Origin of the sequence: Mesorhizobium sp. M0243 (genome assembly GCF_040321775.1) — a bacterium.
In the GTDB taxonomy this organism is placed as follows: Bacteria; Pseudomonadota; Alphaproteobacteria; order Rhizobiales; family Rhizobiaceae; genus Mesorhizobium.
The window spans coordinates 205,194-226,258 of sequence record NZ_JAMYSF010000005.1; the positions used below are offsets into that span (position 1 = coordinate 205,194).

Annotated in this window: 21 protein-coding genes; 10 read left to right on the plus strand and 11 right to left on the minus strand. The window is 63.9% G+C overall.

Annotation, left to right across the window (positions count from 1 at the left end; genetic code table 11):
* Nucleotides 1-26: 26 nt before the first annotated feature.
* From pcaF to NKJ11_RS08990, 3 genes are read right to left on the minus strand one after another with little or no spacing between them, the layout of a single operon-like run.
* Nucleotides 27-1,232, minus strand: a complete 1,206-nt coding sequence (pcaF, locus tag NKJ11_RS08980) for a 3-oxoadipyl-CoA thiolase (RefSeq protein ID WP_128304112.1) — start codon at nt 1,230-1,232, stop codon at nt 27-29.
* Nucleotide 1,233: 1 nt separating this feature from the next.
* The gene (locus NKJ11_RS08985; RefSeq protein ID WP_352722575.1) at nt 1,234-2,031 is read right to left on the minus strand and encodes a CoA-transferase subunit beta; all 798 of its coding nucleotides are present in this window, start codon (nt 2,029-2,031) and stop codon (nt 1,234-1,236) included.
* Nucleotides 2,028-2,885, minus strand: a complete 858-nt coding sequence (locus NKJ11_RS08990; protein WP_023811186.1) for a CoA transferase subunit A — start codon at nt 2,883-2,885, stop codon at nt 2,028-2,030. Before NKJ11_RS08990 ends, NKJ11_RS08985 begins: the two co-directional genes overlap by 4 nt.
* Before the next feature lie 120 nt (nt 2,886-3,005).
* Between NKJ11_RS08990 and NKJ11_RS08995 the strand changes: the two genes are divergently transcribed.
* Nucleotides 3,006-3,776 carry an IclR family transcriptional regulator domain-containing protein gene (locus tag NKJ11_RS08995; protein ID WP_352793102.1) on the plus strand — a complete coding sequence of 257 codons (771 nt, stop codon included), beginning with the start codon at nt 3,006-3,008 and terminating at the stop codon, nt 3,774-3,776.
* 238 nt (nt 3,777-4,014) lie between these two features.
* Here NKJ11_RS08995 and NKJ11_RS09000 read toward each other — a convergent pair whose 3' ends face one another.
* From NKJ11_RS09000 to NKJ11_RS09015, 4 genes are read right to left on the minus strand one after another with little or no spacing between them, the layout of a single operon-like run.
* Nucleotides 4,015-5,316: an NAD(P)/FAD-dependent oxidoreductase gene (locus NKJ11_RS09000; protein WP_352793103.1), complete on the minus strand. Its 1,302-nt coding sequence runs from the start codon at nt 5,314-5,316 to the stop codon at nt 4,015-4,017.
* Nucleotides 5,317-5,318: 2 nt separating this feature from the next.
* Nucleotides 5,319-6,698 (minus strand): glutamine synthetase family protein, encoded by a 1,380-nt coding sequence (locus tag NKJ11_RS09005; protein WP_352750660.1) that lies wholly within the window; start codon nt 6,696-6,698, stop codon nt 5,319-5,321.
* Nucleotides 6,699-6,703: 5 nt separating this feature from the next.
* The gene (locus NKJ11_RS09010) at nt 6,704-7,987 is read right to left on the minus strand and encodes a glycosyltransferase (protein WP_352793104.1); all 1,284 of its coding nucleotides are present in this window, start codon (nt 7,985-7,987) and stop codon (nt 6,704-6,706) included.
* A 10-nt stretch (nt 7,988-7,997) separates the two neighbouring features.
* Nucleotides 7,998-8,936, minus strand: coding sequence for a GntR family transcriptional regulator (locus NKJ11_RS09015; RefSeq protein ID WP_352722579.1), 939 nt, complete (start codon nt 8,934-8,936; stop codon nt 7,998-8,000).
* Nucleotides 8,937-9,175: 239 nt separating this feature from the next.
* Here NKJ11_RS09015 and NKJ11_RS09020 point away from each other — a divergent pair, with 239 nt between their 5' ends.
* From NKJ11_RS09020 to NKJ11_RS09060, 9 genes are all read left to right on the plus strand, one after another.
* A complete protein-coding gene (locus NKJ11_RS09020; RefSeq protein WP_023811192.1) occupies nt 9,176-10,240 on the plus strand; it encodes a polyamine ABC transporter substrate-binding protein in 1,065 nt (354 codons plus the stop codon).
* 318 nt (nt 10,241-10,558) lie between these two features.
* A complete protein-coding gene (locus NKJ11_RS09025) occupies nt 10,559-11,401 on the plus strand; it encodes an ABC transporter permease (protein ID WP_352442154.1) in 843 nt (280 codons plus the stop codon).
* Nucleotides 11,394-12,188: an ABC transporter permease gene (locus tag NKJ11_RS09030; RefSeq protein ID WP_023811194.1), complete on the plus strand. Its 795-nt coding sequence runs from the start codon at nt 11,394-11,396 to the stop codon at nt 12,186-12,188. The genes NKJ11_RS09025 and NKJ11_RS09030 overlap by 8 nt, the downstream gene beginning before the upstream one ends.
* Nucleotides 12,185-13,258 (plus strand): ABC transporter ATP-binding protein, encoded by a 1,074-nt coding sequence (locus NKJ11_RS09035; protein WP_352613385.1) that lies wholly within the window; start codon nt 12,185-12,187, stop codon nt 13,256-13,258. The genes NKJ11_RS09030 and NKJ11_RS09035 overlap by 4 nt, the downstream gene beginning before the upstream one ends.
* A 12-nt stretch (nt 13,259-13,270) precedes the next feature.
* Nucleotides 13,271-14,545: a glycosyltransferase gene (locus NKJ11_RS09040; protein WP_352613387.1), complete on the plus strand. Its 1,275-nt coding sequence runs from the start codon at nt 13,271-13,273 to the stop codon at nt 14,543-14,545.
* Between the two features lie 232 nt (nt 14,546-14,777).
* Nucleotides 14,778-15,128 (plus strand): cupin domain-containing protein, encoded by a 351-nt coding sequence (locus tag NKJ11_RS09045; protein WP_352442115.1) that lies wholly within the window; start codon nt 14,778-14,780, stop codon nt 15,126-15,128.
* A gap of 17 nt (nt 15,129-15,145) precedes the next feature.
* The gene (locus NKJ11_RS09050; protein WP_352442114.1) at nt 15,146-15,487 is read left to right on the plus strand and encodes a cupin domain-containing protein; all 342 of its coding nucleotides are present in this window, start codon (nt 15,146-15,148) and stop codon (nt 15,485-15,487) included.
* A gap of 23 nt (nt 15,488-15,510) precedes the next feature.
* Nucleotides 15,511-15,855 carry a cupin domain-containing protein gene (locus NKJ11_RS09055; protein ID WP_136618026.1) on the plus strand — a complete coding sequence of 115 codons (345 nt, stop codon included), beginning with the start codon at nt 15,511-15,513 and terminating at the stop codon, nt 15,853-15,855.
* Nucleotides 15,856-15,875: 20 nt separating this feature from the next.
* Nucleotides 15,876-17,384: an aldehyde dehydrogenase family protein gene (locus NKJ11_RS09060; protein ID WP_352793106.1), complete on the plus strand. Its 1,509-nt coding sequence runs from the start codon at nt 15,876-15,878 to the stop codon at nt 17,382-17,384.
* A gap of 119 nt (nt 17,385-17,503) precedes the next feature.
* Here NKJ11_RS09060 and NKJ11_RS09065 read toward each other — a convergent pair whose 3' ends face one another.
* The 4 genes from NKJ11_RS09065 to NKJ11_RS09080 all read right to left on the minus strand — a co-directional run bounded on the left by NKJ11_RS09065 (nt 17,504) and on the right by NKJ11_RS09080 (nt 21,018).
* Nucleotides 17,504-18,268: a hypothetical protein gene (locus NKJ11_RS09065; RefSeq protein ID WP_352793107.1), complete on the minus strand. Its 765-nt coding sequence runs from the start codon at nt 18,266-18,268 to the stop codon at nt 17,504-17,506.
* Nucleotides 18,269-18,570: 302 nt separating this feature from the next.
* A complete protein-coding gene (locus NKJ11_RS09070; RefSeq protein WP_352555545.1) occupies nt 18,571-19,332 on the minus strand; it encodes an SDR family NAD(P)-dependent oxidoreductase in 762 nt (253 codons plus the stop codon).
* A gap of 10 nt (nt 19,333-19,342) precedes the next feature.
* Nucleotides 19,343-20,155, minus strand: a complete 813-nt coding sequence (locus NKJ11_RS09075; RefSeq protein WP_128304128.1) for an ABC transporter permease — start codon at nt 20,153-20,155, stop codon at nt 19,343-19,345.
* A complete protein-coding gene (locus tag NKJ11_RS09080) occupies nt 20,155-21,018 on the minus strand; it encodes an ABC transporter permease (RefSeq protein ID WP_352750666.1) in 864 nt (287 codons plus the stop codon). Before NKJ11_RS09080 ends, NKJ11_RS09075 begins: the two co-directional genes overlap by 1 nt.
* Nucleotides 21,019-21,065: the final 47 nt, after the last annotated feature.

The window sequence follows — 21,065 nt, forward strand, 5'->3', positions numbered from 1 at the left end:
TTAGCCGGCCAAGCAAGGGCCGCCGATCAAACCCGTTCCAGCGCGACCGCGATGCCCTGGCCGACACCGATGCACATCGTGGCAAGCGCATAACGGCCGCCACGTTCGCGAAGCTCCAGCGCCGCCGTGCCGGAGATGCGGGCACCCGACATGCCCAGGGGATGGCCAAGCGCGATGGCTCCGCCATTCGGGTTGACGTGCGGTGCATCCTCGGCAATGCCGAGCTGGCGCAGCACGGCGATGCCTTGCGAGGCAAAGGCTTCGTTGAGCTCGATGACATCGAACTGTTTTGGTGTCAGGCCAAGCCGCGCGCAGAGTTTTTGCGTCGCCGGCACCGGGCCGATGCCCATGATGCGCGGCGCAATACCGGCGGCAGCGCCGCCGAGGATGCGGGCGATCGGCGTCAGGCCATACTTTTTCACGGCTGCCTCGGAGGCAACGATCAGGGCCGCCGCCCCGTCATTGACGCCGGAGGCATTGCCGGCCGTCACCGTGCCGCCCTGGCGGAACGGTGTCGGCAGCTTGGCCAGCGCCTCGACCGTTGAGCCCGCGCGCGGATGCTCGTCCTTCGCGACGACGATCGGATCGCCCTTGCGCTGCGGGATGGTCACCTCTGTGATTTCCTTCGCCAGCCGGCCATTGGCTTGTGCAGCGATCGCCTTGTCCTGGCTGCGCACGGCAAAGGCGTCCTGGTCGGCCCGCGACACGGCAAAATCCTCGGCGACGTTCTCGCCAGTTTCCGGCATCGAATCGACGCCATACTGCTTCTTCATCAGCGGGTTGACGAACCTCCAGCCGATGGTGGTGTCGTAAATCTCGGCATTGCGCGAAAACGCCGTGTCGGCCTTGGGCATGACGAAGGGTGCCCGGCTCATCGATTCGACGCCGCCCGCGATCATCAACTCCGCTTCGCCAGCCTTGACAGCTCTGGCTGCGATGGTCAGCGCATCCATGCCGGAGCCGCACAGGCGGTTGACGGTGGAGCCCGGTACCTCCTTCGGCAAGCCGGCCAGCAGCAGCGCCATGCGCGCCACGTTGCGGTTGTCCTCGCCAGCCTGGTTGGCGCAGCCATAGACGACGTCGTCGACCGCCAGCCAGTCGATGCCGGGATTGCGCTCGACCAATGCTCTTAGGGGTATCGCGCCGAGATCGTCGGCACGCACGGAAGACAGCGAGCCGCCGAAGCGGCCGATCGGCGTGCGGATGTAGTCGCAGATATAGGCCTCGGCCATGTCATGCAGCCTTTGTTTTTCCGGTTCGCTCATGCGCCGCCTTGGTGCGGGCTTGCAGGTCGCGCAATGTCTTGAGTTCGAGTTCGCTTGGCGCCGGCGTTTCGTCAAGCGCCTCGCCGAACTTAACCACCCAGCCACAGCTCTCCTGCACCTGCTGGCGCGTGACGCCTGGATGCAGCGACACGACGGTGAATTCCTTGCTCACCGGATCCGGCTTCCAGATGGCGAGATCAGTGATCAGCAAGGTCGGGCCGGCGGTGTCGATGCCCAGACGCTTTCGATGATCGCCGCCCTCGCCATGGCCGAAGGAGGTGAAGAAATCGATCTTCTCGACCATGCCGCGCTTGGTCTGCGCCATGGTGATGTAGATCTCCTTCGACGACGTCGCGATCTCTGGCGCGCCGCCGCCGCCGGGCAGCCTGGTCTTTGGGTGAAAATAATCGCCGATGACCGTGGTGTTGATGTTGCCAAACTTGTCGAGCTGCGCCGCACCGAGGAAGCCGATCGAGATGCGCCCACCCTGCAGCCAGTAGCGGAACATCTCCGGCACCGCGACGGTGGTGACGGCGGTTTCGCACAATTCGCCATCGCCGATTGACAGTGGCAGCACGTCGGGCGCGGTGCCGATCGTGCCGCTCTCGTAAATCAAGGTGATGTCGGGCGCATGCGTCAGCCGTGCCACATTGCAAGCGGCGGATGGCGCGCCGATGCCGACGAAACAGACATCGTCATTGCGCAGCGCGCGGCTGGCGGCGATCATCATCATCTCGTTGGGGGTGAAGCCCTGATTGTCGCTCATGCCGCTTTCCTCAGATGCTCGACCCGGGCCTCGAAATCGCCGGCACTCTTCTCGATGACGTTGGCCCGCATCCACGCCTGGAATTTCTCGCGGTCGGCGGCGATTTCGTCCCATTCGAGATAGGCGGCATTGTCGCGCGCATAATAGCCATGCGCGTAGGACGGATGCGAGCCTCCGGGCACGACCGATATCGCGGCAATCGTCCAGCGCGGCAGCACGGTCAGATTGGGGTGCAGATCGTCGAAATTGTCGACCACTTCCTCGACCGTCACCACCGCGCGTTTGGCCGCCAGCACCGCTTCCTTCTGGATGCCGATGATGCCTTCGACCAGCACATTGCCTTTCTTGTCGGCCTTCTGCGCATGGATGAAGGTGACGTCAGGCCGGATCGAAGGAACAGCGGCCAGCACCTCGCCGGTGAACGGACAGGTGACAGACTTGATGTTCGGGTTGACCGCCGCGAGGCCAGCACCGCGATAGCCGCGAAACACCGCGCAGGGCAGGCCGGCAGCACCCGCTTCATAGGCGTTGGCCATGCCGGCATGGCTGTGCTCCTCGATTTCAAGTGAGCGCGGGAAACCGTTCTCGATGGCATCGCGGGCGCGGCGCAGCAGGCCGACGCCGGGATTGCCGACATAGGAGAAGACGATCTTCTTCGCCATGCCCATGCCGATCATCTGGTCGTAGATCAGGTCCGGCGTCATGCGGATCAAGGTCAGGTCGCGAAAACCCTGGCGGATCGCCTCATGCGCCGCTGCCGTCGGGATCAGATGGGTGAAGCCCTCGAAGGCAGCCGTGTCACCATCTTTCAAATTCTCGGCCACGGCCTGTTTGAGCGGCAGGAACTTGACCATCGCATCGGCTCCAGGCTGAGAAAGTTCGTATTGTGAACATATGTTTTATATGCGATACTTTCTATGCTGAGCAGAGGCGTGGAGTCAATCCTGACGCCGATGTCGTTCTGCGGAGACAAGATGGACGAAGAGGCTGTTTCCCGTGATCATGTCGGCTCGCTTGAACGCGGCCTTGCCGTCATGGAGATCCTGGCCCGCCATCCCTCGGGCATGACGTTGACTGAAATGGCCGAGGAAGCGGGCCTGACCCGCGCCGGCGCCCGCCGCTTCCTGCTGACACTCACCGCCACCGGCTATGCAACACAGGCCGGCCGCGTGTTCTCGCTGTCGCCGCGCCTGCTGACGGTTGCCCGCACCTGGCTCGGCGGCGCCTCGCTATGGGCCTTCGCCGCCCCCATCATGCGCGCGGTCGCCGCTCAGCTGAACGAGGCCTGCTCGGCAGCCATCCTGTCGGGTGAGGATGTCGTCTATGTCGCCCGCATTCCCGGCCGCCGCATCCTCAGCGTGTCGCTCGATGTCGGCACCAGGCTGCCGGCCTATTGCACCTCGATGGGGCGCATCCTGCTGGCCGGGCTGACATCAGGGGAATTGGACGCATTCCTCGGCCAGGCGACCATCGAGAGACGGACGCCGAAGACGATCACCAACAGGCGTTTGTTAGCCAACGCCATCGCCAAGGCGAAGGCTGACGGCTTTGCCATCGTCGATGAGGAACTAGAACTCGGCCTGCGCTCGGTCGCCGTACCGATCCGCGACCGAGCGGAGCGCACGGTCGCGGCCATCAACGTCTCGACCCAGTCGGCACGCTTCTCCGTCGCGGAGATGGAGCGGGAGATATTGCCGGCACTACTGGAGGCCAAGCAGCGCATCGAGGATTTCTTTGTGGTTTAAGAAGCTTCATCCAACCTTCGACGTCGGCGGGACAGCACCCCCCTCCGGCCTGCCGGCCATCTCCCCCGCAAGGAGGGAGATCAGCTCTCATCTCGGCTTTCGCCAATCTCCACCGCTGTCGGGTGATCGCAGCGCTGAACCTGCCAATCTCCCCCCTTGCGGGGGAGATGTCCGGCAGGACAGAGGGGGGTGTGAAGGATCGCTACGGTACTATTTGTGCCGTTGCAGCAACGCCCCCTCAATGCTTGATGCGATCCCGCATCGCGTACCAAAGCATGCCCAGCACATAGAGCGGACCGCGCAGCGCCGTGCCGCCCGGGAACGGCATCGGGGTCAGCGTCGAGAACAGATCGAGCCGCGAGACATCGCCGGTGATCGCTTCGGCCAGCAGCTTGCCGGACAGCGTCGACAGGATGACGCCCTTGCCGGAATAACCATGCGCGAAATAGACCTCACCATAGTGCCCGACATGCGGCAGTCGCGACGTCGTCACCGACACAAGCCCGCCCCAGGCGTGATCGATGCGGCAGCCCTTGAGTTGCGGAAAGGTGGCTTCCATGTGCGGCCGCACGAAGCCGGCAATATCGGCCGGCGGTGAAGGCGTGTAGCGCTCGCCGCCGCCGAACAGCAGGCGTCCATCCGCCGACATCCGGTAGTAGTTGACGACGAAGCGGGCATCGGAGACCGCGACATTGGCCGGGATGACGTTGCGCTTGCCCTCAAGCGGCTCGGTGGCGACGATGTAGTTGCCGACCGGCATGATGCGGCTGTTGACGCGCGGCTCCAGCCCGTTGAGCAGAGCGTCACCCGCCAGCACGACATGTCTGGCCCGAACCGATCCCTTTGCGGTCGAGACCCGGATCGAAGGCTCACGCTCCAGCCGCACGGCGACCGAATTCTCGTGGATGGTGACGCCGGCAGCAACCGCTGCGCGGGCAAGGCCGAGCGTATAGTTCAGCGGATGCATGTGGCCGCCGAGCGGCTCATACATCGCGCCATGGTAGGGTGTATCGACCTTGGCTCGGGCTTTAGCCGCCGATAGGATTTCCGCATGCGGGAACTTCATCACCGTGGCCAGGCACTCGGCCTCTTCCTCGAGATCCCTAAGGTCGGAGCCGTTGACCGCGCCGACCAGATGGCCGGTCAGCCTGAGATCGCAGTCGATGGCATGCCGCTCGATAATATCGAGCACCAGCCCGCGCGCCTCGAAGGCAAGATCGAACAGCACCTTTGCCCGCTCCGGCCCGTAGAGTTTGACCAGTCCCTTGGCGCCCTTGCGCAGGCCGGGGATCATTTGGCCGCCATTGCGCCCCGACGCCCCCCAGCCGATCTTGCCGCCTTCGAGCAGCACCACCTTCAACCCACGCTCGGCGGCGTGAAGGGCGGCGGACAACCCTGTGCACCCGCCGCCGACCACCACCAGGTCGGCATCGACATCGCCGGCGAGCGCCGGATGGTCCGGCGCTGGATTGGCGGTGGCGACATAATAGGATTTGGCGATATCGAGGCCCGAATTGAAGCCCGTTGAACTGCAAGCCATAGTCACACCTTCAGCAGAAGGTGGTCGCGTTCCCAGCTGGTCACCACGCCCTGGAAAAGGTCGAGCTCGACGCTCTTGACGCGCAGATAGGTCTGGAAGAAATCCTCGCCCAGCAGTTCACGCACCGGGCCGCAAGCCTCGAAACGATCGAGCGCCTCCTCCATGGTTTTCGGCAGCGTGCTCTTGATCTTGTAGGCATTGCCCGACGCTTCGGCCGACCGCGCCAGTCTCTGTTCGACGCCGAGATAGCCGGCAAGCAGCGAGCCGGCTATCGCCAGGTAAGGATTGGAATCCGCGCCCGGCAGCCGGTTCTCGACCCGCCGCGCGGAGCGGCCGCCGGCCGGCACGCGCAGGCCGCAGGAACGGTTGTCATGCGACCACTCGATGTTGGCCGGCGCGCTGTGGTTCGGCCTGATGCGGCGGAAAGAGTTCACGTTGGGCGCAAACAGCGGCATGATTTCCGGGACATATTTCTGCAGGCCGCCGATGAAATGGCCGAACATTGCGGTGTCGGCATCGTCGCTGCCGGCAAACAACGTCCTGCCGGCCTCGTCGATGACCGACATGTGCAGATGCATCGAGCTGCCGGCCTGTGCGGCGATCGGCTTGGCCATGAAGGTGGCGTGCATGCCGCTTTGCTGCGCGGCCTGTCGCGTCAGCCGCTTGAACAGCAGCACCTTGTCGGCCAGCGGCAGCGCATCGCCATGCAGGAAGTTGATCTCAAGCTGCGCCGTACCTGATTCGTGGATCAGCGTGTCGAGCGGCAGTCCGGCCGCCGCAGCGTAGTCATAGATGCGGCGGATCACCGGCTCGAACTCCTCGAGCGCGGCCATGTCATAGGGATGCTGCACTGTCTCGGCTCGGCCGTTGCCACCGACTGGCGCGGTCAGCGGACGGTCCGGATCGGGATTGGGCGCGGTGAGATAGAATTCCAGCTCGGGCGCCACCACCGCCCGCCAGCCACGCTTGGCGTAGAGATCGAGCACGGCGCGCAGCACATGGCGCGGCGAGGCCATCCAAGGCCGGTCGTCCATATGGAAGGCATCGGCAAAGACATAGGCCTTGCCGGGAGCGGCACCCGGCGCCAGGCAGAGCGTCGATACATCAGGCACCATGCGCATGTCCGGATCCGAATAGGCAAAACCCTCGTCGATCGAGCCGGAGTAGCGGCCGTCGATGCTGACCAGGAAAGCGCTGCTCGGCAGATAGAGCGCGCGGTCTTCAAGCGCCTGGAGGAATTTGGCCGTAGGCAGCGCTTTGCCGCGCAGGACGCCATTCATGTCGGGCACCAGGCACTCGACTTCGTTGATGCCGTGCCGGACCAGCCAGGCTTTGGCATCGGTACCGCTGGAGAGCGAGATGTTCGTGTTGTTGTCAGGCATTTCGTTCACGTCCGTATCAGAGAGAGTATGGTTTGCGCGGCCACATCCGTTCCAGGTTTCAGCGCCATTTGGGCTGCATTGTCCTTGAGGCGGGTGCGCATGGCATCGTCGGCCAGCAGGCCGAGAATGGCTCTCTCCAACACTCCTTCGGTCCAGGCGTCGCGGCCGATATGGTCACCGACGCCGGCTTCTCCGGCGCGGCGCGCATTGTCGTGTCCGTCCCAGCAATAGGGCATGATCAGTGACGGCACGCCGAAGCGCAGCGCCTCACAAAAGCTGTTGTTGCCGCCATGATGAATGAACAGATCCGACTTCGCCACGACCGAGGGCTGCGGAAACCAGGCGTCGAGATAGACATTGTCGGGCACTGCGCGATAGGCGTCGCGCAGGCCGCCGGCATTGACGATGAAGCGGGCCGGCAGCCTGTCGAACACCGCCAGCATGCGCTCGATCAGCCCGACATCCATGGCGCCGAGGCTACCGAAGCTGACATAGACCAGCGGCCCGCCATTGCGCGGAAATACCGGCACCTCGAATGGCCCTTCCGAACGCACGCAGCCTTCGAGATAGACGAAGCGCTCCGGGTCGAGCGGCTCGGCGCGCTCGCGGCGCACGATCGAAGGCGTCAGCAGCAAATTGAGGTCGGGCGACGTCTCCAGGAACAGGCCCTTCGGCAGCGGCGCCAGGCCGGCATCCATCCGGAAGCGGTTGAAGCGATCATGTGCGGGCGTGCAAGCCGCCAGATACCTGGCCTCGAACGCGGCGCGTTGCGGGTCGTCGACGCCAAGCCCCGACAGATAGGGCGGTACCTGTGCATCCGGCAGCTCGGTCTCGGCGCAGGAGACGACACGCACCCAGGGACAGCCGGCGGCGGCGATCGCCGGGAACATGATGACATTGTCGAGAACCACCGCGTCCGGCTTCAGCCGCGCCAGCAACTGGCGCAGCGGCGCCTCGGCATTGACCGCGGTGTCGACGATGGCCTGCCAGGTCGGCGCGACATAGGTTTCCAGCTGGTCGATCGGGCTCAGCCTGAAATGCGGCAGGTGCCTGCGCACGAAGGCCTGCCAGTAGCTCTGGCGTTCGCTGTCGCTCAGCGGCTCGTCGGTCGGCAGCTGGTATTCCTGGAAACCATAGTCGGCAAAGACGCCGGAAAAGCCGGCATGGCAGATGAAGACGGGCCGGGCGCCTCTCGCGCGCAGCGCCTGCGCGATGCCGACGCAATTCAACGCCGCGCCGAAGCTTGCTTCGGGGAACAGCGCGATGGTCGGGCTGGCTTTACGCGTCAATTAATCCTCGTCAATCCGGCCGGCTGATCATGCCGAACAGGGCAGGCGCCCCGCGACTGGCCGCTTGCGGTCGCTGGTTGCGGGAGAGCCGCAGGTGGATGCGCAGCAGATCGGCAGCCACCTCATACTGCAGGCTTTCAAGATGGTCGAGTATAACAAGGTGTTCGCGCAGCGATTGCCGCAGGCGGAAGACGTTGACGCCGGCATAGATGCCCGGCAGCCGGCGCAGCCTGAGGTGATCGGCGAGTGCGTCGGCCACGAAGCGGTTGGCGCAGCCTTCGGCGAGCATGCCATGAAAATCGATGTCCAGCCGCTGGAACTCGCGTGTGTCGAAGGCGGCGTCCGGCAGCGCCACCAGCGCTTCCATGCCCTGGCGCAACGTCGCCGCCCGCGCGCCATCCAGCCGGAAACCCGGCGTCAGGATGGCCGCGGGCTCCAGCAGCAGACGGAATTCATAACTGTCGCCTTGCGCCTCCGGATCGTCTGGCGTGCGTCGAAACAGCCAGGACTGGCCGGGCGCACGGTCCAGCAGATTCTCTTCGGTCAGTTTGTTGAGCGCTTTTAGTACCGTCTTGCGCTCGGCACTGTAGCGCCGCATCAACCCCGCAACGGTCACTGTCTGGTCCAGCCGCCGCGCCGACCGGTCGCGCAGGATCGCCTCGGCCAGCTCGTCCTCCTCGGCAGCGGGCAATTCCGTGGCGACCGAAGCCTGCGCGGTGAGGTCGATGGCCAGATGATACCCGGAATCCGCCTCCCAGCGTACGACGCCTCGCTCCGCAAGCAGGCCGAGCGCTGCCCGCACCGGTGTGCGGGAAACATTGCACAGCGAGGCGATCTGCTGCTCCGGCAAGCGTGCGCCGGGCCCAAAGCCGCGCTGCCGCGCCACATCCAGGATGCGCTGCGCCAGATCGAGATGGTTGGTGCGAGGTCGTCTGGCTACGGCTTGCATGACTGGTCCAGTGGAAAACGACATGACCGCATTGATTTGACCGATCGCCCGCACGGACGCAATCGGCCAGATTCCTCGATCGCTTGACAAATTATGGATTGACGTACTTTTTTCTGCAATAGTACTGTCAGGACAATCGGCGAGAAAAAGACCGAGGGAACAGGATCGAGGCAGCGGCAAGGTCGCAGGCGTTGGTCCGGCGAATGAAATTCGACGATCAACCGGAATGGGAGTCTGTCATGACCGCTACCAGCCTGCGGCGCCGTGCGCTGAAAACATCTTCGCTCGCACTTGGCCTGGCCTTGGCGCTGTCCGCGCCGGCGATGGCTGCTGATCTCGTCATTTCCAACTGGGATGGCTACATGGCGCCCGACGCGATGGCCGCCTTCAAGACCGCGACCGGCGTTTCGGGTGAAGTGGTGGTGCACGCCACCAATGAAGAGATCATGGGCAAGCTGATCGCCGCCGGCGGCAAGGGCTATGACGTGGTCTTTGTCTCCTCGCCCTTCGCCGAGGTGCTGAACAAGCTCGGCCTGACCGAACCGATCGACCACACCAAGATACCGAACCTCGCCAACCTCTATCCGGAAGCAACCAAGCTGCCTCACGATGCCGGCAATGCATTCTCGGTGCCCTACACCTGGGGCACCACCGGCCTCTGCTATCGCTCGGACCTGATGAAGGTCGCACCAACCAGTTGGAGCGACCTGCTCGCGCCCTCCGACGAATTGAAGGGCAAGACCACCATGCTGGCGACCGACCGTTGGCTGCTGGCCGCCGGCCAGCTCGACAAGGGCTATTCGGTCAACGAAACCGACCCGGCCAAGATGGCTGAGGTCAAGGATCTGCTGATCTCGGCCAAGAAGACCCTGCTCGCCTATGACGACACCACCTTCTATTCCAAGCTGGTGTCCGGCGAGGCGCTGATGGTGCAGGCCTGGGACGGCTGGTGCAATTACGGCATCGCCGAAAAACCCGAGATCAAATACGTCATTCCCAAGGAAGGTTCGGACCTCTGGGTCGACACGATGGTGGTGATGAAGGCCTCCGCCAACAAGGACGCCGCCTTCCAGTTCATCAACTTCATGCTCGACGCCAAGAACCACGCCTGGGCAGCGCAGAACATCGACTACAAGGTGCCGAACAAGCCGGCCATGGAAAGCCTGCCTGCCGATTTCCTGGCCAAATTCCCCAACATGGCGATGCCGGTGGCCGACCTCGTCAAGTTCGAGCAATTGCGTGACGTCGGCGACGCCCAGCGCGACTATTCGAAGATCGTCAGCGAGATCAAGGCGGCGCAGTAGGGACTGTTCCAGCAGCATCTTGGAATCAAGCTTGCGTTCCGTGTCGCCCCCCTCTGGCCTGCCGGCCATCTCCCCCTCAAGGGGGGAGATTGGCTGTGGCATTGCTTTCGCCAATCTTCGATTTTTCAAAGTAAGCGAAAGGTTGGAACTGCCGATCTCCTCCCTTGAAGGGGGTGAGAAGTGGTCCGCGCAACGGACGGAAAGCCAAATTCTTGGCTTTCCGAACGACGAACGCCCGAAGCGAAAGCGAAAGGCCGGGTCCGGCAGGGCAGAGGGGGGCACTTCGTGAAGCACCTACCCTCTCGCTCCTCCTTGCTGATGGCCCCGGCGCTGGTCTGGCTGACCGCACTGATGGTGGTGCCGTGCGCGCTGGTGCTGGCGCTCGCCTTCTTCCGGCGCGGTATCTATGGCGGCATCGAATACACCTTTACGCTGGAGAATTTCGGGCTGGTCTTCGACCCGCTCTATGCCGGCATCTTCCTCAACTCGGCGCGCATCGCCGGCACCGCGACGCTGATCGCGGTGGTGATCGGCTACGCCGCCGCCTATGCGATATCAGCGGCACCCCGCCGGCTGCAGCCGGTGTTCCTGTTCTTCGCCGTGTTGCCCTTCTGGTCCAACTACCTGATCCGCACCTATGCCTGGATCGTGCTGCTCAACCGCGAAGGATTGATCACCCAGTTGCTGCGCTGGTTCGGCTACACCGGCGAGCCACCGTCGATGCTCTACACCGAAGGCGCCGTTATCGCCGGCCTGATCTACAACTATTTGCCCTTTGTCATCCTCGCCTGCTACGCGCCACTGTCTCGCCTCAACCCGGAACTCGCCGAGGCCTCGCGCGACCTCGGCGCCTCCGCCATGACCACATTCCGCCGTGTCATCCTGCCGCTGACCGTGCCCGGCATTGCTGCCGGCGCGGTGTTCGTCTTCGTGCTGTCGATCGGCAATTTCGTCACGCCCGCGCTGCTCGGCGGCGGCCGCTTCCAGATGATCGGCAACCTCGTCTACGACCAGTTCCTGACCGCCAACGACTGGCCGTTCGGCGCCGCGCTCGCGATGGCGCTGATCGCCATCATGCTTCTGGTGCTGATGGCGCAGGCGCTCGCCGCCAATCGCGCCTCGGGCCACGCCGCGCAAGCCGGCGGAGACACCGATGGCTGAGCGCTCTCCCGCCACGCGGCGCACGCTCTGGCTCGTGCTCAGCCTCGTCTTCGCTTTCCTCTACATCCCGATCGCCGTGCTGGTGGCGCTGTCCTTCAACGAAGGCGGGCTGCCGACGGCATGGTCGGGCTTTTCGCTGAAATGGTATGCCTCGCTGGCCGGCAATTCGGCGATCCTCTCCGCTGCGCTCAACACGCTGATCGTGGCGCTGGTCTCGACCGCGATCGCCACTCTGCTCGGCACGCTGCTGGCGATCGGCATCGAGATGCGCCGGCAATATGGCAGGGGACTCGAAGCGCTGATCTTCGCACCGATGATCATTCCCGACATCGTCCTGGCGATCGCGCTGCTTTCGTTCTTCTCCATGCTCAACCTGACCATGGGCCTGCACACCATCATCCTCGCCCATGTCGTCTTCAACCTTGCCTTTGTCTGCTCGGTGGTGCGCGCCAGGCTGAAGAGTTTTGATTGGTCGATCGTCGAGGCTTCCGCCGATCTCGGCGCCTCCGCGCTCACCACCTTCAGGCGGGTGACATTGCCGGTCATCGCGCCGGCGGTGATCGCAGGCGCGCTGCTCGCCTTCACGCTCTCGGTCGACGAGTTCATCATCGCTTTCTTCACCGCCGGCGCCGGCCGCTCCTCGACGACGCTGCCGATGCAGATCTACGCGATGATCCGCTTCGGCATCACGCCGGAGATCAACGCACTGGCGACCATCGTCATGGCGGTCTCGATCACCGCGCTGACCCTGTCGCAGCGGCTCAACCGTGGGATCATAGGCCAATGAGCGAACCGCGCACGCTGCTGGCCATCGACAAGGTGTCGAAGAATTTCGGCCGGGTGACGGCTGTCGACGGCATCTCGCTCGACATCCGCGAGAATGAGTTCTTCGCACTGCTCGGCCCGTCGGGCTGCGGCAAGACCACGCTGCTGCGCATGCTGGCCGGCTTCGAGACGCCTAGTGGCGGGCGCATCCTGCTCGACGGTCACGACATTGCGAAAACCCCGCCCAACAAGCGGCCGGTCAATCTGATGTTCCAGTCTTACGCGCTGTTTCCGCATATGAGCGTCCGCGCCAATGTCTCCTACGGCCTGGAGATGGAGCGCTTGCCGGCGCCAGAAATCCACTCCCGCGTCGACGCCATCCTGGCGACAACCGAGCTGGTCCCCTTCGCCGACCGCAAGCCGGAGCAATTGTCGGGTGGCCAGAAGCAGCGCGTCGCGCTGGCCCGCGCGCTGGTCAAGCGGCCGCGGCTGCTGCTGCTCGACGAGCCGCTTGGCGCGCTCGACAAGAAACTGCGCGGCGCCATGCAGCTGGAATTGAAGCGCCTGCAGCATGAGGTCGGCATCACCTTCGTCATCGTCACCCACGACCAGGAAGAATCGCTTGTGATGGCCGACCGCATGGCGGTGCTCAAGGACGGCAGGCTGCTGCAATGCGACACGCCGCACGCGATCTATGAGCATCCGGCCGACCGTTTCGTCGCCGACTTCATCGGCGTGATGAATTTTGTGCCGGGCAAGGCCGCCACCGATGGGGTTGTCGCCGCGAATGGCGCGCCAATATCCGGCAAGGTTCCAGCAACGCTCTCGCCCGGCGCATCCGCTGTCGCTTCGGTGCGGCCGGAGCGCATCCGGCTGTTCCCAGAAGCTCAGACCGCCAACCGCACCACCGGCACGGTCGAGGCGCTGGCCTATCAGGGGCTCGACCTGCAACTGCATGTCCGCACGGGCCTGTCGCCAAAGCCGTTCCTGGTGCGCGTCACCGCTGATGCCGCCGACCGCCGGCCGGTCGCCTCGGGTGACCAGGTCGAACTCGGCTGGGACGCCGCCGATGTCAGAGTTTTCGCAGAATAAAGGAGAAGCCTGATGGCGCAGAAGACGATCGCGTTTTTTCCAGAAGCGGCCTACGGCCCGGCGCTCAATTCCGTCGGCATCGCCCAGGCGGTCGAGGCGCGCGGCCACAAGGCCGTTTTCCTGTCCGACCCCGGCTTTGTCGATGTCTACAAGGGCTACGGCTTCGAGGCGCATCCGGTGAACTTGTCCGAGCCGATGCCGCCCGAACAGATGGCGAAATTCTGGGAGGATTTCATCAACGGCCACATCCCCAACTTCCGCAAATCGCCTTACGACCAGGTCGACAATTACGTCAAGGATTGCTGGACGGCGATCGTCGACAGCGCCAAATGGGCGCAGAAGGATCTGCCGCGCGTTCTCTCAGCTATCAAGCCGGATGTCATTTGCGTCGACAACGTCATCCTGTTCCCGGCGATAAAGCAGTACGGCAAGCCGTGGGTGCGTGTCATCTCCTGCTCGGAAAACGAGATCGAGGACGAAGACATCCCGCCGCATCTCTCCGGCTGCGGCGAGAACGACCATGCCGGTCACCAGCGCTACCGCGACCATTTCAACGCGGTGATCGAGCCGATCCATGAGGACTTCAACGCCTTCCTGACTGCCAACAACGAGGCGTCCTATCCGATCGGCCAGTTCTTTGAGGCCTCGCCCCATCTGAACCTGCTGCTCTATCCCGAAGCGGCAAAGTTCAAGCGCCGCCATCCACTCGACCCGGCCAAGTTTCAGTACCTGGAAGGCTGCGTGCGGCAGGAGAAGCCTTACACGGTGCCGACCTTCGCTGAAAATAACGACGGGCCGCTGCTCTATGTCTCCTTCGGCAGTCTCGGCGCCGGCGATGTCGAGCTGCTGAAGCGCATCATCGCGACGCTGGGCATGACGCGCTACCGGGCGCTGGTCAATGTCGGCGGCTACAAAGACCAGTACACGGACGTGCCCGGCAATGTCATCGTCGAGAGCTGGTTCCCGCAGCCTTCGGTCATCCCGCAGGTCGACGCTGTTATTCACCACGGCGGCAACAACTCGTTCACAGAGTGCCTCTATTTCGGCAAGTCGGCGATCATCATGCCCTATGTCTGGGACGGTCACGATAACGCCACCCGCGTCGAGGAGACCGGCCACGGCTTCGGCATGCCGCGCTACGACTGGACCGATGCCGAGCTGGTTGCCATGATCGAGGCCTGTCTGACCGACCCGAAGATGAAGGCAAAGCTGGCCAAGACATCGGCACAGATGCAGGGGCAGAATGGGCCGGAAAAGGCGGCGGGTTTGTTGGAGGCGCTGCTGTGATTGAAGTCGTTGATACGCCGAGCCTGAGCACCCCCCTCTGGCCTGCCGGCCATCTCCCCCGCAAGGGGGGAGATTGGCAGCTTCGCCACAGGGTCTCACTCTGCAATCCCGGTGATTGGCGAAAGTCGAGACGACATCCGATCTCCACCCCTGCGGGGGAGATGGCCGGCAGGCCAGAGGGGGGTGCCCTGGCGCAGCATATGAATAGCAACCATCGCGCAGAAGCCTCCGCATGACCTCCTCCGCACCACACCTCCACCACGCCTCCACCCGAACCGATCTCGTCGACTGGGGCGCCCAACCCGACGCATTGTCAGGCACTTCGCACTCGACCGGCAGGCTCGTGCACAAGGGCCCGAACAACCAGCCGGAATCCGGCATTTGGGTGTGCACGCCGGGGCGCTGGCGCCTCAATATCCCGCGCGACGAATTGTGCCATTTCGTCACCGGCCGCGCGACCTACCGGTCAGATGTCGGTGAGCTGATAGAAATCTCCGCCGGGACTGTGGTCATGTTCCCGGCTGGCTGGACAGGCGAATGCACCGTGCATGAGACCATGCGCAACGTCTACATGCTGGCCTGACCACGGAGCTTAACGACATGCCGACACCGCACTGGCCGAAGGCCTCGAGCGTGGAACTGGAGGACTGGGGCGCGGGCAGCAACACGCTCTCCGGTTCGCCGCGCGCCTCGGGCAGGATCCTGTCCCAGAACCCGGACGGATCGAGCGAATGCGGCCTGTGGTCGTGTACGCCGGGCACGCGCAAGGTCACGTTTGGCGCCGACGAGTTCTGCCATTTCCTCTCAGGCCGTGGCAGCTATATCCATGACGACGGCGAAGAGATCCCGGTCGAGGCCGGCACGCTTGTGTTCTTTCCCGCCGGCTGGACCGGCATCTCCATCATCACGCAAACGCTGACCAAGGCCTTCATGTGCCGGTGAGCCCCCTTTTCAAGGAAATCGATATGACCACACCCATCATGAAATCCCCGCTCACTATTACCGACCTCGTCGACTGGGGTGTCATCCCGACCATGATCGAGGGCCAGTCCCACACATCGGGCAAGCTGCTGCACAAGGGGCCGGAGGGCCGCTCCGAATGCGGGCTTTGGGTCTGCACACCAGGCAAATGGCATTGCCATGTCACCCGCGACGAGTTCTGCCACTTCCTCGAAGGGCGCTGCACCTATGTGCATGAATCCGGCGAAGTCATCGAGATCGAACCGGACACGGCGGCCTTCTTCCCGCAGGACTGGAAGGGCGTCTGCACCGTCCATGAGACGATCAAGAAGGTCTACATGATCCGCTGAGCGGATCCGAGAGGATGTCCATGGATTTCTCCCCTGACCGGCCGACCTTCTTCGTCAATCCGGATTACCAGCCGATGGCCGGCGCGAGCAAACCGGTGATCGATCCGGCGACGCTGGAAACCGTCGGGGCGATCGCTGCGGCCACCGACGGCGAGATCGATGCCGCGCTCACGGCGGCGACCAGGGCGCAGGCCGCCTGGAAAAAGTTCGACGCCAAGAGCCGCGCCAAGCACCTGCATGCCGTCGCCAACGCCATCGAGGCGGCGGACTTCACCCGCTGCGCCGAACTGATGGTGCGCGAGATGGGCAAGCCCTACCCCGAAGCGATCGGCGAGATCGCCAACTGCGCGCCGATCTTCCGCTACTACGCCGAGATGGCGCGCGACGATGCCGGCAAGATCGCCGGCACGACACAGGCCGGTTCGTTCCAGTATGCGCGCTACGAGCCCTATGGCGTATCCGTCCACATCATGCCCTACAACTTCCCGATCCTGCTGATGTGCTGGACGGTCGCCGCCTCGCTCGCCGCCGGCAATGCCTGCATCATCAAGCCGGCCGAGGCGACGACGCTGTCGACGCTGGACTACATGACCGTGTTCCGCTCGCTGCCGGAGGGGCTGGTCTCCTGCCTGCCCGGCGGCGCTGCCACGGCACAGGCGCTGATCGCCTCCGACCGCACCCATGCGGTTGCCTTCACCGGCTCGGTCGCCGCCGGCAAGGCGGTGGCGGTGGCCTGCGCCGAGCGCATGAAACCGTGCGTCATCGAGGCCGGCGGCAGCGATCCGCTGATCGTCAGCCAATACGCGCGACTGGAGATCGCGGCGGCCGGCAGCGTCACCGCCGCCTTCCACCTTACCGGCCAGGTCTGCACCTCGGCCGAGCGCTTCTTCGTCGTCGATGCCGTGCATGATCGCTTCGTCGAGCTGTTCGCCGAAAGGACGCGGGCGCTGCGCATCGGCAACGGCATGGACAAGACCGAGATCGGACCGCTGGTCAGCGAAAGCGCGCGGACCAAAGTCAGGCGTCTTGTCGACGATGCCATCGCCCACGGCGCCGAGGCGGTCACCGGCGGACGCATCCCTCCGGCACACAACACCGGCTGGTTCTACGAGCCGACGATCCTGACCGGCGTCACCCCGGACATGGCAATCGTGCGCGAGGAATGCTTTGGACCGGTCGCCGCCATCTGCCGGGTCAGGGATTTCGACGAGGCGATCCGGCTTGCCAATGACAGCCCGTTCGGGCTCGGCGCCTCTGTCTTCACCACCGATCTGGCCGAAGCCCACGAGGCGGCTGAACGGCTCGAAGCCGGAATGGTCTGGGTCAACAACCCGCTGATCGACAATGATGCCTTGCCCTTCGGCGGCTGGAAGGCCTCGGGCCTCGGCCGCGAGCTCGGACGCCAGGGGCTCGACGCCTTCCGCCGCTCCAAAATGGTGATCATCGACCACAAGCCGACAATCCAGGAATGGTGGTATCCCTATCCCGACAGCTGGTTCCGCGAGACCGGCGGCCGAAAGCACGTCTGAGTGTTTCGAACCTCGCCAGCTCCGGATAGCCAGTCCATGGCCGGGAAAAAGCAATGCCGCCGGGCGGGGCCCGGCGGCATCTTTCATCGATTGGCTACTGCCGTTTCGACGGCAAGTCGTTACGGCGTCGTTTCTGCTTCCATCGCGGCGGCCGTCTGGTCGATCTTGTCGGCAAGGACGCCCTGAGCCCAGGACGTGACCGCAGCGTCGACCGGCTTGTTGGCCATGTCCGTCAGCGCCGCGTCGAGCGATGCATCATCGGTGCCGACCTCTGCCGCGGCAGCCGCCTCATTGGCGGCGGTGACCTCTGCCTCCTGGGCAGTGATTTCGGCCTCCAGATCCGTTATCTTCCCAGGCAAGGCCGCCTGATCTTCGGGCGTCATGGCCGCAATCTGCTCGGGCGTCAGCGATGTCAGCGCGTTCAACTGCGAATTCAGCGCATCCAGCTTCTCCTGGGCCGCTTCAGCGGCGGCCTGAGCGACCTTGGCTTTGGCGGACTGCGTCACGAAGGCCTGGATGGCAGCGAACTTCTTGCTCTTCGAGTTCATATAGGCGTTGATGTTGCGCTGAAGCGAGTTCAGCCGGCCGAGCTTGGCGTGGATGTTCTTCTCCTTGGGAACCGACGAGACCTTTGTGGTCTTGTCGACCGTGGTGTCGTCCGTTTTGGCCTTTGCCACCTGCCCCCGAGCCGACGAAGACTTGCCGTGCGAAGCGCCGCTCTTGCCATTGCTATTGCCGCCGTTACCGCCGGCATTGCCCCCGCCGTTGCCGTTGCCACCGCCATTGCCGCCGCCGTGGCCATTGCCGCCGGCTCCGGCGAGCGCCGGAGATGCCAGAAGCGCCAATGCGGCAAGCGCCGCGAACAGAGTTTTTCGGTTTGTCATGGTAATCTCCTCGGGGAATCGCCGCCCTTCGCCCACCGCTAGGCGACCGTCGTATGAGGAATTACTAATTGTACAGAGTAAACTTTAGACAAATGTTGTCTCAATACGCGATCTGACAACCCGCCGGCACCATAACTAATTGATATTAAACACAAATCAACGCTCTTGATCGGCCATGGCACTGAAGTCCCATGCCGGCCGGACCATAGTCCTATCTGCCGACCAGCGGCACCAGGAAGGTCGTAGAGCAGTGTATTGGAAAGGCGCTGAAATAAAGGAGGTTGATGACGAAAGCATAGGTCTCAGCCGATGCTTTCGCCGCCATCGATCACCAGCGCCTGACCGGTCATGAAGGATGAGCGGTCGGAGACGAGGAACAGGATCGCTTCGGCGATCTCATCGGCGCTGGCCCAGCGCCCCATCGGAATCTTGGTGCGGACATAGGTTTCGATCGCCTCGCGTCCGCCCATCTGGGCGATGAACGGTTCGTTGAACGGGGTGTCGACCCAGCCCGGACAGAGCGCGTTGACGCGGACATTGTGCCGGGCATAGTCGAGCGACATCTGCCGCGTCATTGCCACCACCGCATGTTTGGAGGTGGCGTAGGCAATCATCTCGCGGTCGTAGAACACACCCGAATTGGAGGCGGTGTTCAGGATGACGCCGTTGCCTCGTGCGATCATCGACGGCATGACCATCCTGGCCGCCAGGAACTGCGCCCGCACATTGACCCGCCATGACGCGTCCATGCCGCCGACCTCGACCTCGGTCAGCGTTCCGCCGACTTGGATGCCGGCGTGATTGTGCAGGATGTCGATGCGACCATGCCTGTCCAGCGTGCCGGCAATGAGTTGCTCGACCGCTGCGTCATCAGCGACATCGGTGGCGATTGCCTCGGCTTGGCCACCCACTGCCCTTATGTCCAAAGCCGTTGCTTCGCCGGCGGCCTCATCCCTGTCGGCGATGACGACCACCGCGCCTTCCCTGCCCATGATCATGGCGCCGGCGCGCCCGATGCCGGAGCCGGCGCCTGTCACCACGGCGATGCGGTCTTTGAGGATCATGATGCGACTTTCAGTTCGACGGCTTGCGCCGGCGCAATTGCCATTGGGCAAGCACCACGAGCAGCACGGAGGCGACGAGCACGATCGTCGCGATGGCATTGATCTCCGGCGTCACGCCGCGCCGGATCGACGCGAAGACATAGATCGGCAGCGTCGTCTGCGCGCCGGCGACGAAGAAGGCGATGATGAAATCGTCGAAGGAAAAGGTGAAGGCGAGCAGGAAGCCGGCAACGATGGCCGGCATGATCTGCGGCAGCACGATCGAGCGGAACGTCGTCAACGGCGTGGCGTAGAGATCGCTCGACGCCTCGACCAGATTGCGGTCGAGGCTGCCTAGCCGCGTGCCGACGATCATCGTCACCAGCGCCATGGAGAACAGGCCGTGCGCTGCGATGATCGAGCCGTAGCCGAGCGCCAGGCGCGGCGGCTGGTCGTCGGGCCAGATCGAGGCGAGGAACGGATTGACGACCGTGAACAGCTGGACGAGCGCGACCAGTGTCGAAATGCCGATGACGACGCCCGGAACGACGATCGCGGCGCCCAGAAGCGCATCGAAGACCGCGCGTGTTCTGATGCCGACACGCGCCAGGCCGAGTGCCGCCGCAGTGCCGCAGAACGCCGCCAGCAAGGCGCTGGTGGTGGCGATGAACAGGCTGTTCTTCAGCGCTTCGACCAGGAACGGGTTCGCCAGCGCCTTGCCGTACCATTGCACCGAAAAGCCGGTGAACTCGCTGGCATGGTGGCCGGCGTTGAAGGAGAACAGCACGACCAGGGCGATCGGCAGATAGAGGAAGGCGAAGACGGCAATGACGAAGGTGCGCATCAGATCAGATCCACCCGGCGGGCGCCCGAAACCCGGGTCGAAATGCGATTGGCGGCAATCAGCACCACCACCGAAACCAGCACCAGCGTGATCGCGATGGCCGAACCGAACGGCCAGTTGCGCGATTGCAGGAACAGGTCGACCAGCGCATTGCCGATAAAGAACACCTTGCCGCCGCCAAGCAGCGTCGGGATCAGATATTCGCCCAGCAGCAGGATCATGACCAGCGAGAAGCCGGTCATCACGCCCGGCAACGACAGTTTCAGGGTCACGCCGAGGAAGGTCGAGAGCGGCGTCGCGCCGAGATCGGCGGAGGCTTCCAGCAGCCTGCGGTCGAGCCGCTCGAGGCTGACATAGATCGGCAGGATCATCAGCGGCAAGTAGCCATAGACGATGCCGAGCAGCACCGCGCCCGGCGTGTTGATCAGCCTGATATCCTCGAAACCGATATAGGACAGCAGAGCCGGGATGCCGCGCCCGCCCAGGATATACATCCAGGCATAGGTCCGCATCAGGAGGCTGGTCCAGAACGGGATGACGACCAGCGCCAGCAGGATCAGCCGCCAGCGCTGCGGTGCGCGCAAGGCGAGATAATAGGCAACGGGATAAGCGACGAGCAGACAGGCGAGCGCCCCTATCGGCGCCAGCACCATCGTGTTCCAGAAGGCGGTCGCCCGCGCTGGAAGATTGGCATATTGCGCGAAGGTAAAAGCCGCCTGATAGCCGCCTTCCGGCGCCCGCTCCCCGACGCTGAACACGGCGATGGCGATGAATGGCAGCACCAGAAACACCACCAGCCACGCGGTCGCCGGACCGAGCAGCATGGCGGTCAGAAAATTCCTGCGAAGACGGCTGCCGTGCATGGAGAGATTTGCCCCGTGCCGGCGGGTATGAACCCGCCGGTCAACTT

Excerpts from the sequence above, each read along its gene's own strand:
- NKJ11_RS09080 (WP_352750666.1), bottom strand. The coding sequence starts at position 21,018 with ATGCACGGCAGCCGTCTTCGCAGGAATTTTCTGACCGCCATGCTGCTC.
- NKJ11_RS09020 (WP_023811192.1), top strand. The coding sequence starts at position 9,176 with ATGACCGCTACCAGCCTGCGGCGCCGTGCGCTGAAAACATCTTCGCTC.
- NKJ11_RS09025 (WP_352442154.1), top strand. The coding sequence starts at position 10,559 with ATGGCCCCGGCGCTGGTCTGGCTGACCGCACTGATGGTGGTGCCGTGC.
- NKJ11_RS09055 (WP_136618026.1), top strand. The coding sequence starts at position 15,511 with ATGACCACACCCATCATGAAATCCCCGCTCACTATTACCGACCTCGTC.
- NKJ11_RS08990 (WP_023811186.1), bottom strand. The coding sequence starts at position 2,885 with ATGGTCAAGTTCCTGCCGCTCAAACAGGCCGTGGCCGAGAATTTGAAA.
- NKJ11_RS09015 (WP_352722579.1), bottom strand. The coding sequence starts at position 8,936 with ATGCAAGCCGTAGCCAGACGACCTCGCACCAACCATCTCGATCTGGCG.
- NKJ11_RS09030 (WP_023811194.1), top strand. The coding sequence starts at position 11,394 with ATGGCTGAGCGCTCTCCCGCCACGCGGCGCACGCTCTGGCTCGTGCTC.
- NKJ11_RS09045 (WP_352442115.1), top strand. The coding sequence starts at position 14,778 with ATGACCTCCTCCGCACCACACCTCCACCACGCCTCCACCCGAACCGAT.
- NKJ11_RS09075 (WP_128304128.1), bottom strand. The coding sequence starts at position 20,155 with ATGCGCACCTTCGTCATTGCCGTCTTCGCCTTCCTCTATCTGCCGATC.
- NKJ11_RS09005 (WP_352750660.1), bottom strand. The coding sequence starts at position 6,698 with ATGCCTGACAACAACACGAACATCTCGCTCTCCAGCGGTACCGATGCC.
- NKJ11_RS09070 (WP_352555545.1), bottom strand. The coding sequence starts at position 19,332 with ATGATCCTCAAAGACCGCATCGCCGTGGTGACAGGCGCCGGCTCCGGC.
- NKJ11_RS08995 (WP_352793102.1), top strand. The coding sequence starts at position 3,006 with ATGGACGAAGAGGCTGTTTCCCGTGATCATGTCGGCTCGCTTGAACGC.
- NKJ11_RS09040 (WP_352613387.1), top strand. The coding sequence starts at position 13,271 with ATGGCGCAGAAGACGATCGCGTTTTTTCCAGAAGCGGCCTACGGCCCG.
- NKJ11_RS09065 (WP_352793107.1), bottom strand. The coding sequence starts at position 18,268 with ATGACAAACCGAAAAACTCTGTTCGCGGCGCTTGCCGCATTGGCGCTT.
- NKJ11_RS08985 (WP_352722575.1), bottom strand. The coding sequence starts at position 2,031 with ATGAGCGACAATCAGGGCTTCACCCCCAACGAGATGATGATGATCGCC.
- NKJ11_RS09000 (WP_352793103.1), bottom strand. The coding sequence starts at position 5,316 with ATGGCTTGCAGTTCAACGGGCTTCAATTCGGGCCTCGATATCGCCAAA.
- pcaF (WP_128304112.1), bottom strand. The coding sequence starts at position 1,232 with ATGGCCGAGGCCTATATCTGCGACTACATCCGCACGCCGATCGGCCGC.
- NKJ11_RS09050 (WP_352442114.1), top strand. The coding sequence starts at position 15,146 with ATGCCGACACCGCACTGGCCGAAGGCCTCGAGCGTGGAACTGGAGGAC.
- NKJ11_RS09035 (WP_352613385.1), top strand. The coding sequence starts at position 12,185 with ATGAGCGAACCGCGCACGCTGCTGGCCATCGACAAGGTGTCGAAGAAT.
- NKJ11_RS09060 (WP_352793106.1), top strand. The coding sequence starts at position 15,876 with ATGGATTTCTCCCCTGACCGGCCGACCTTCTTCGTCAATCCGGATTAC.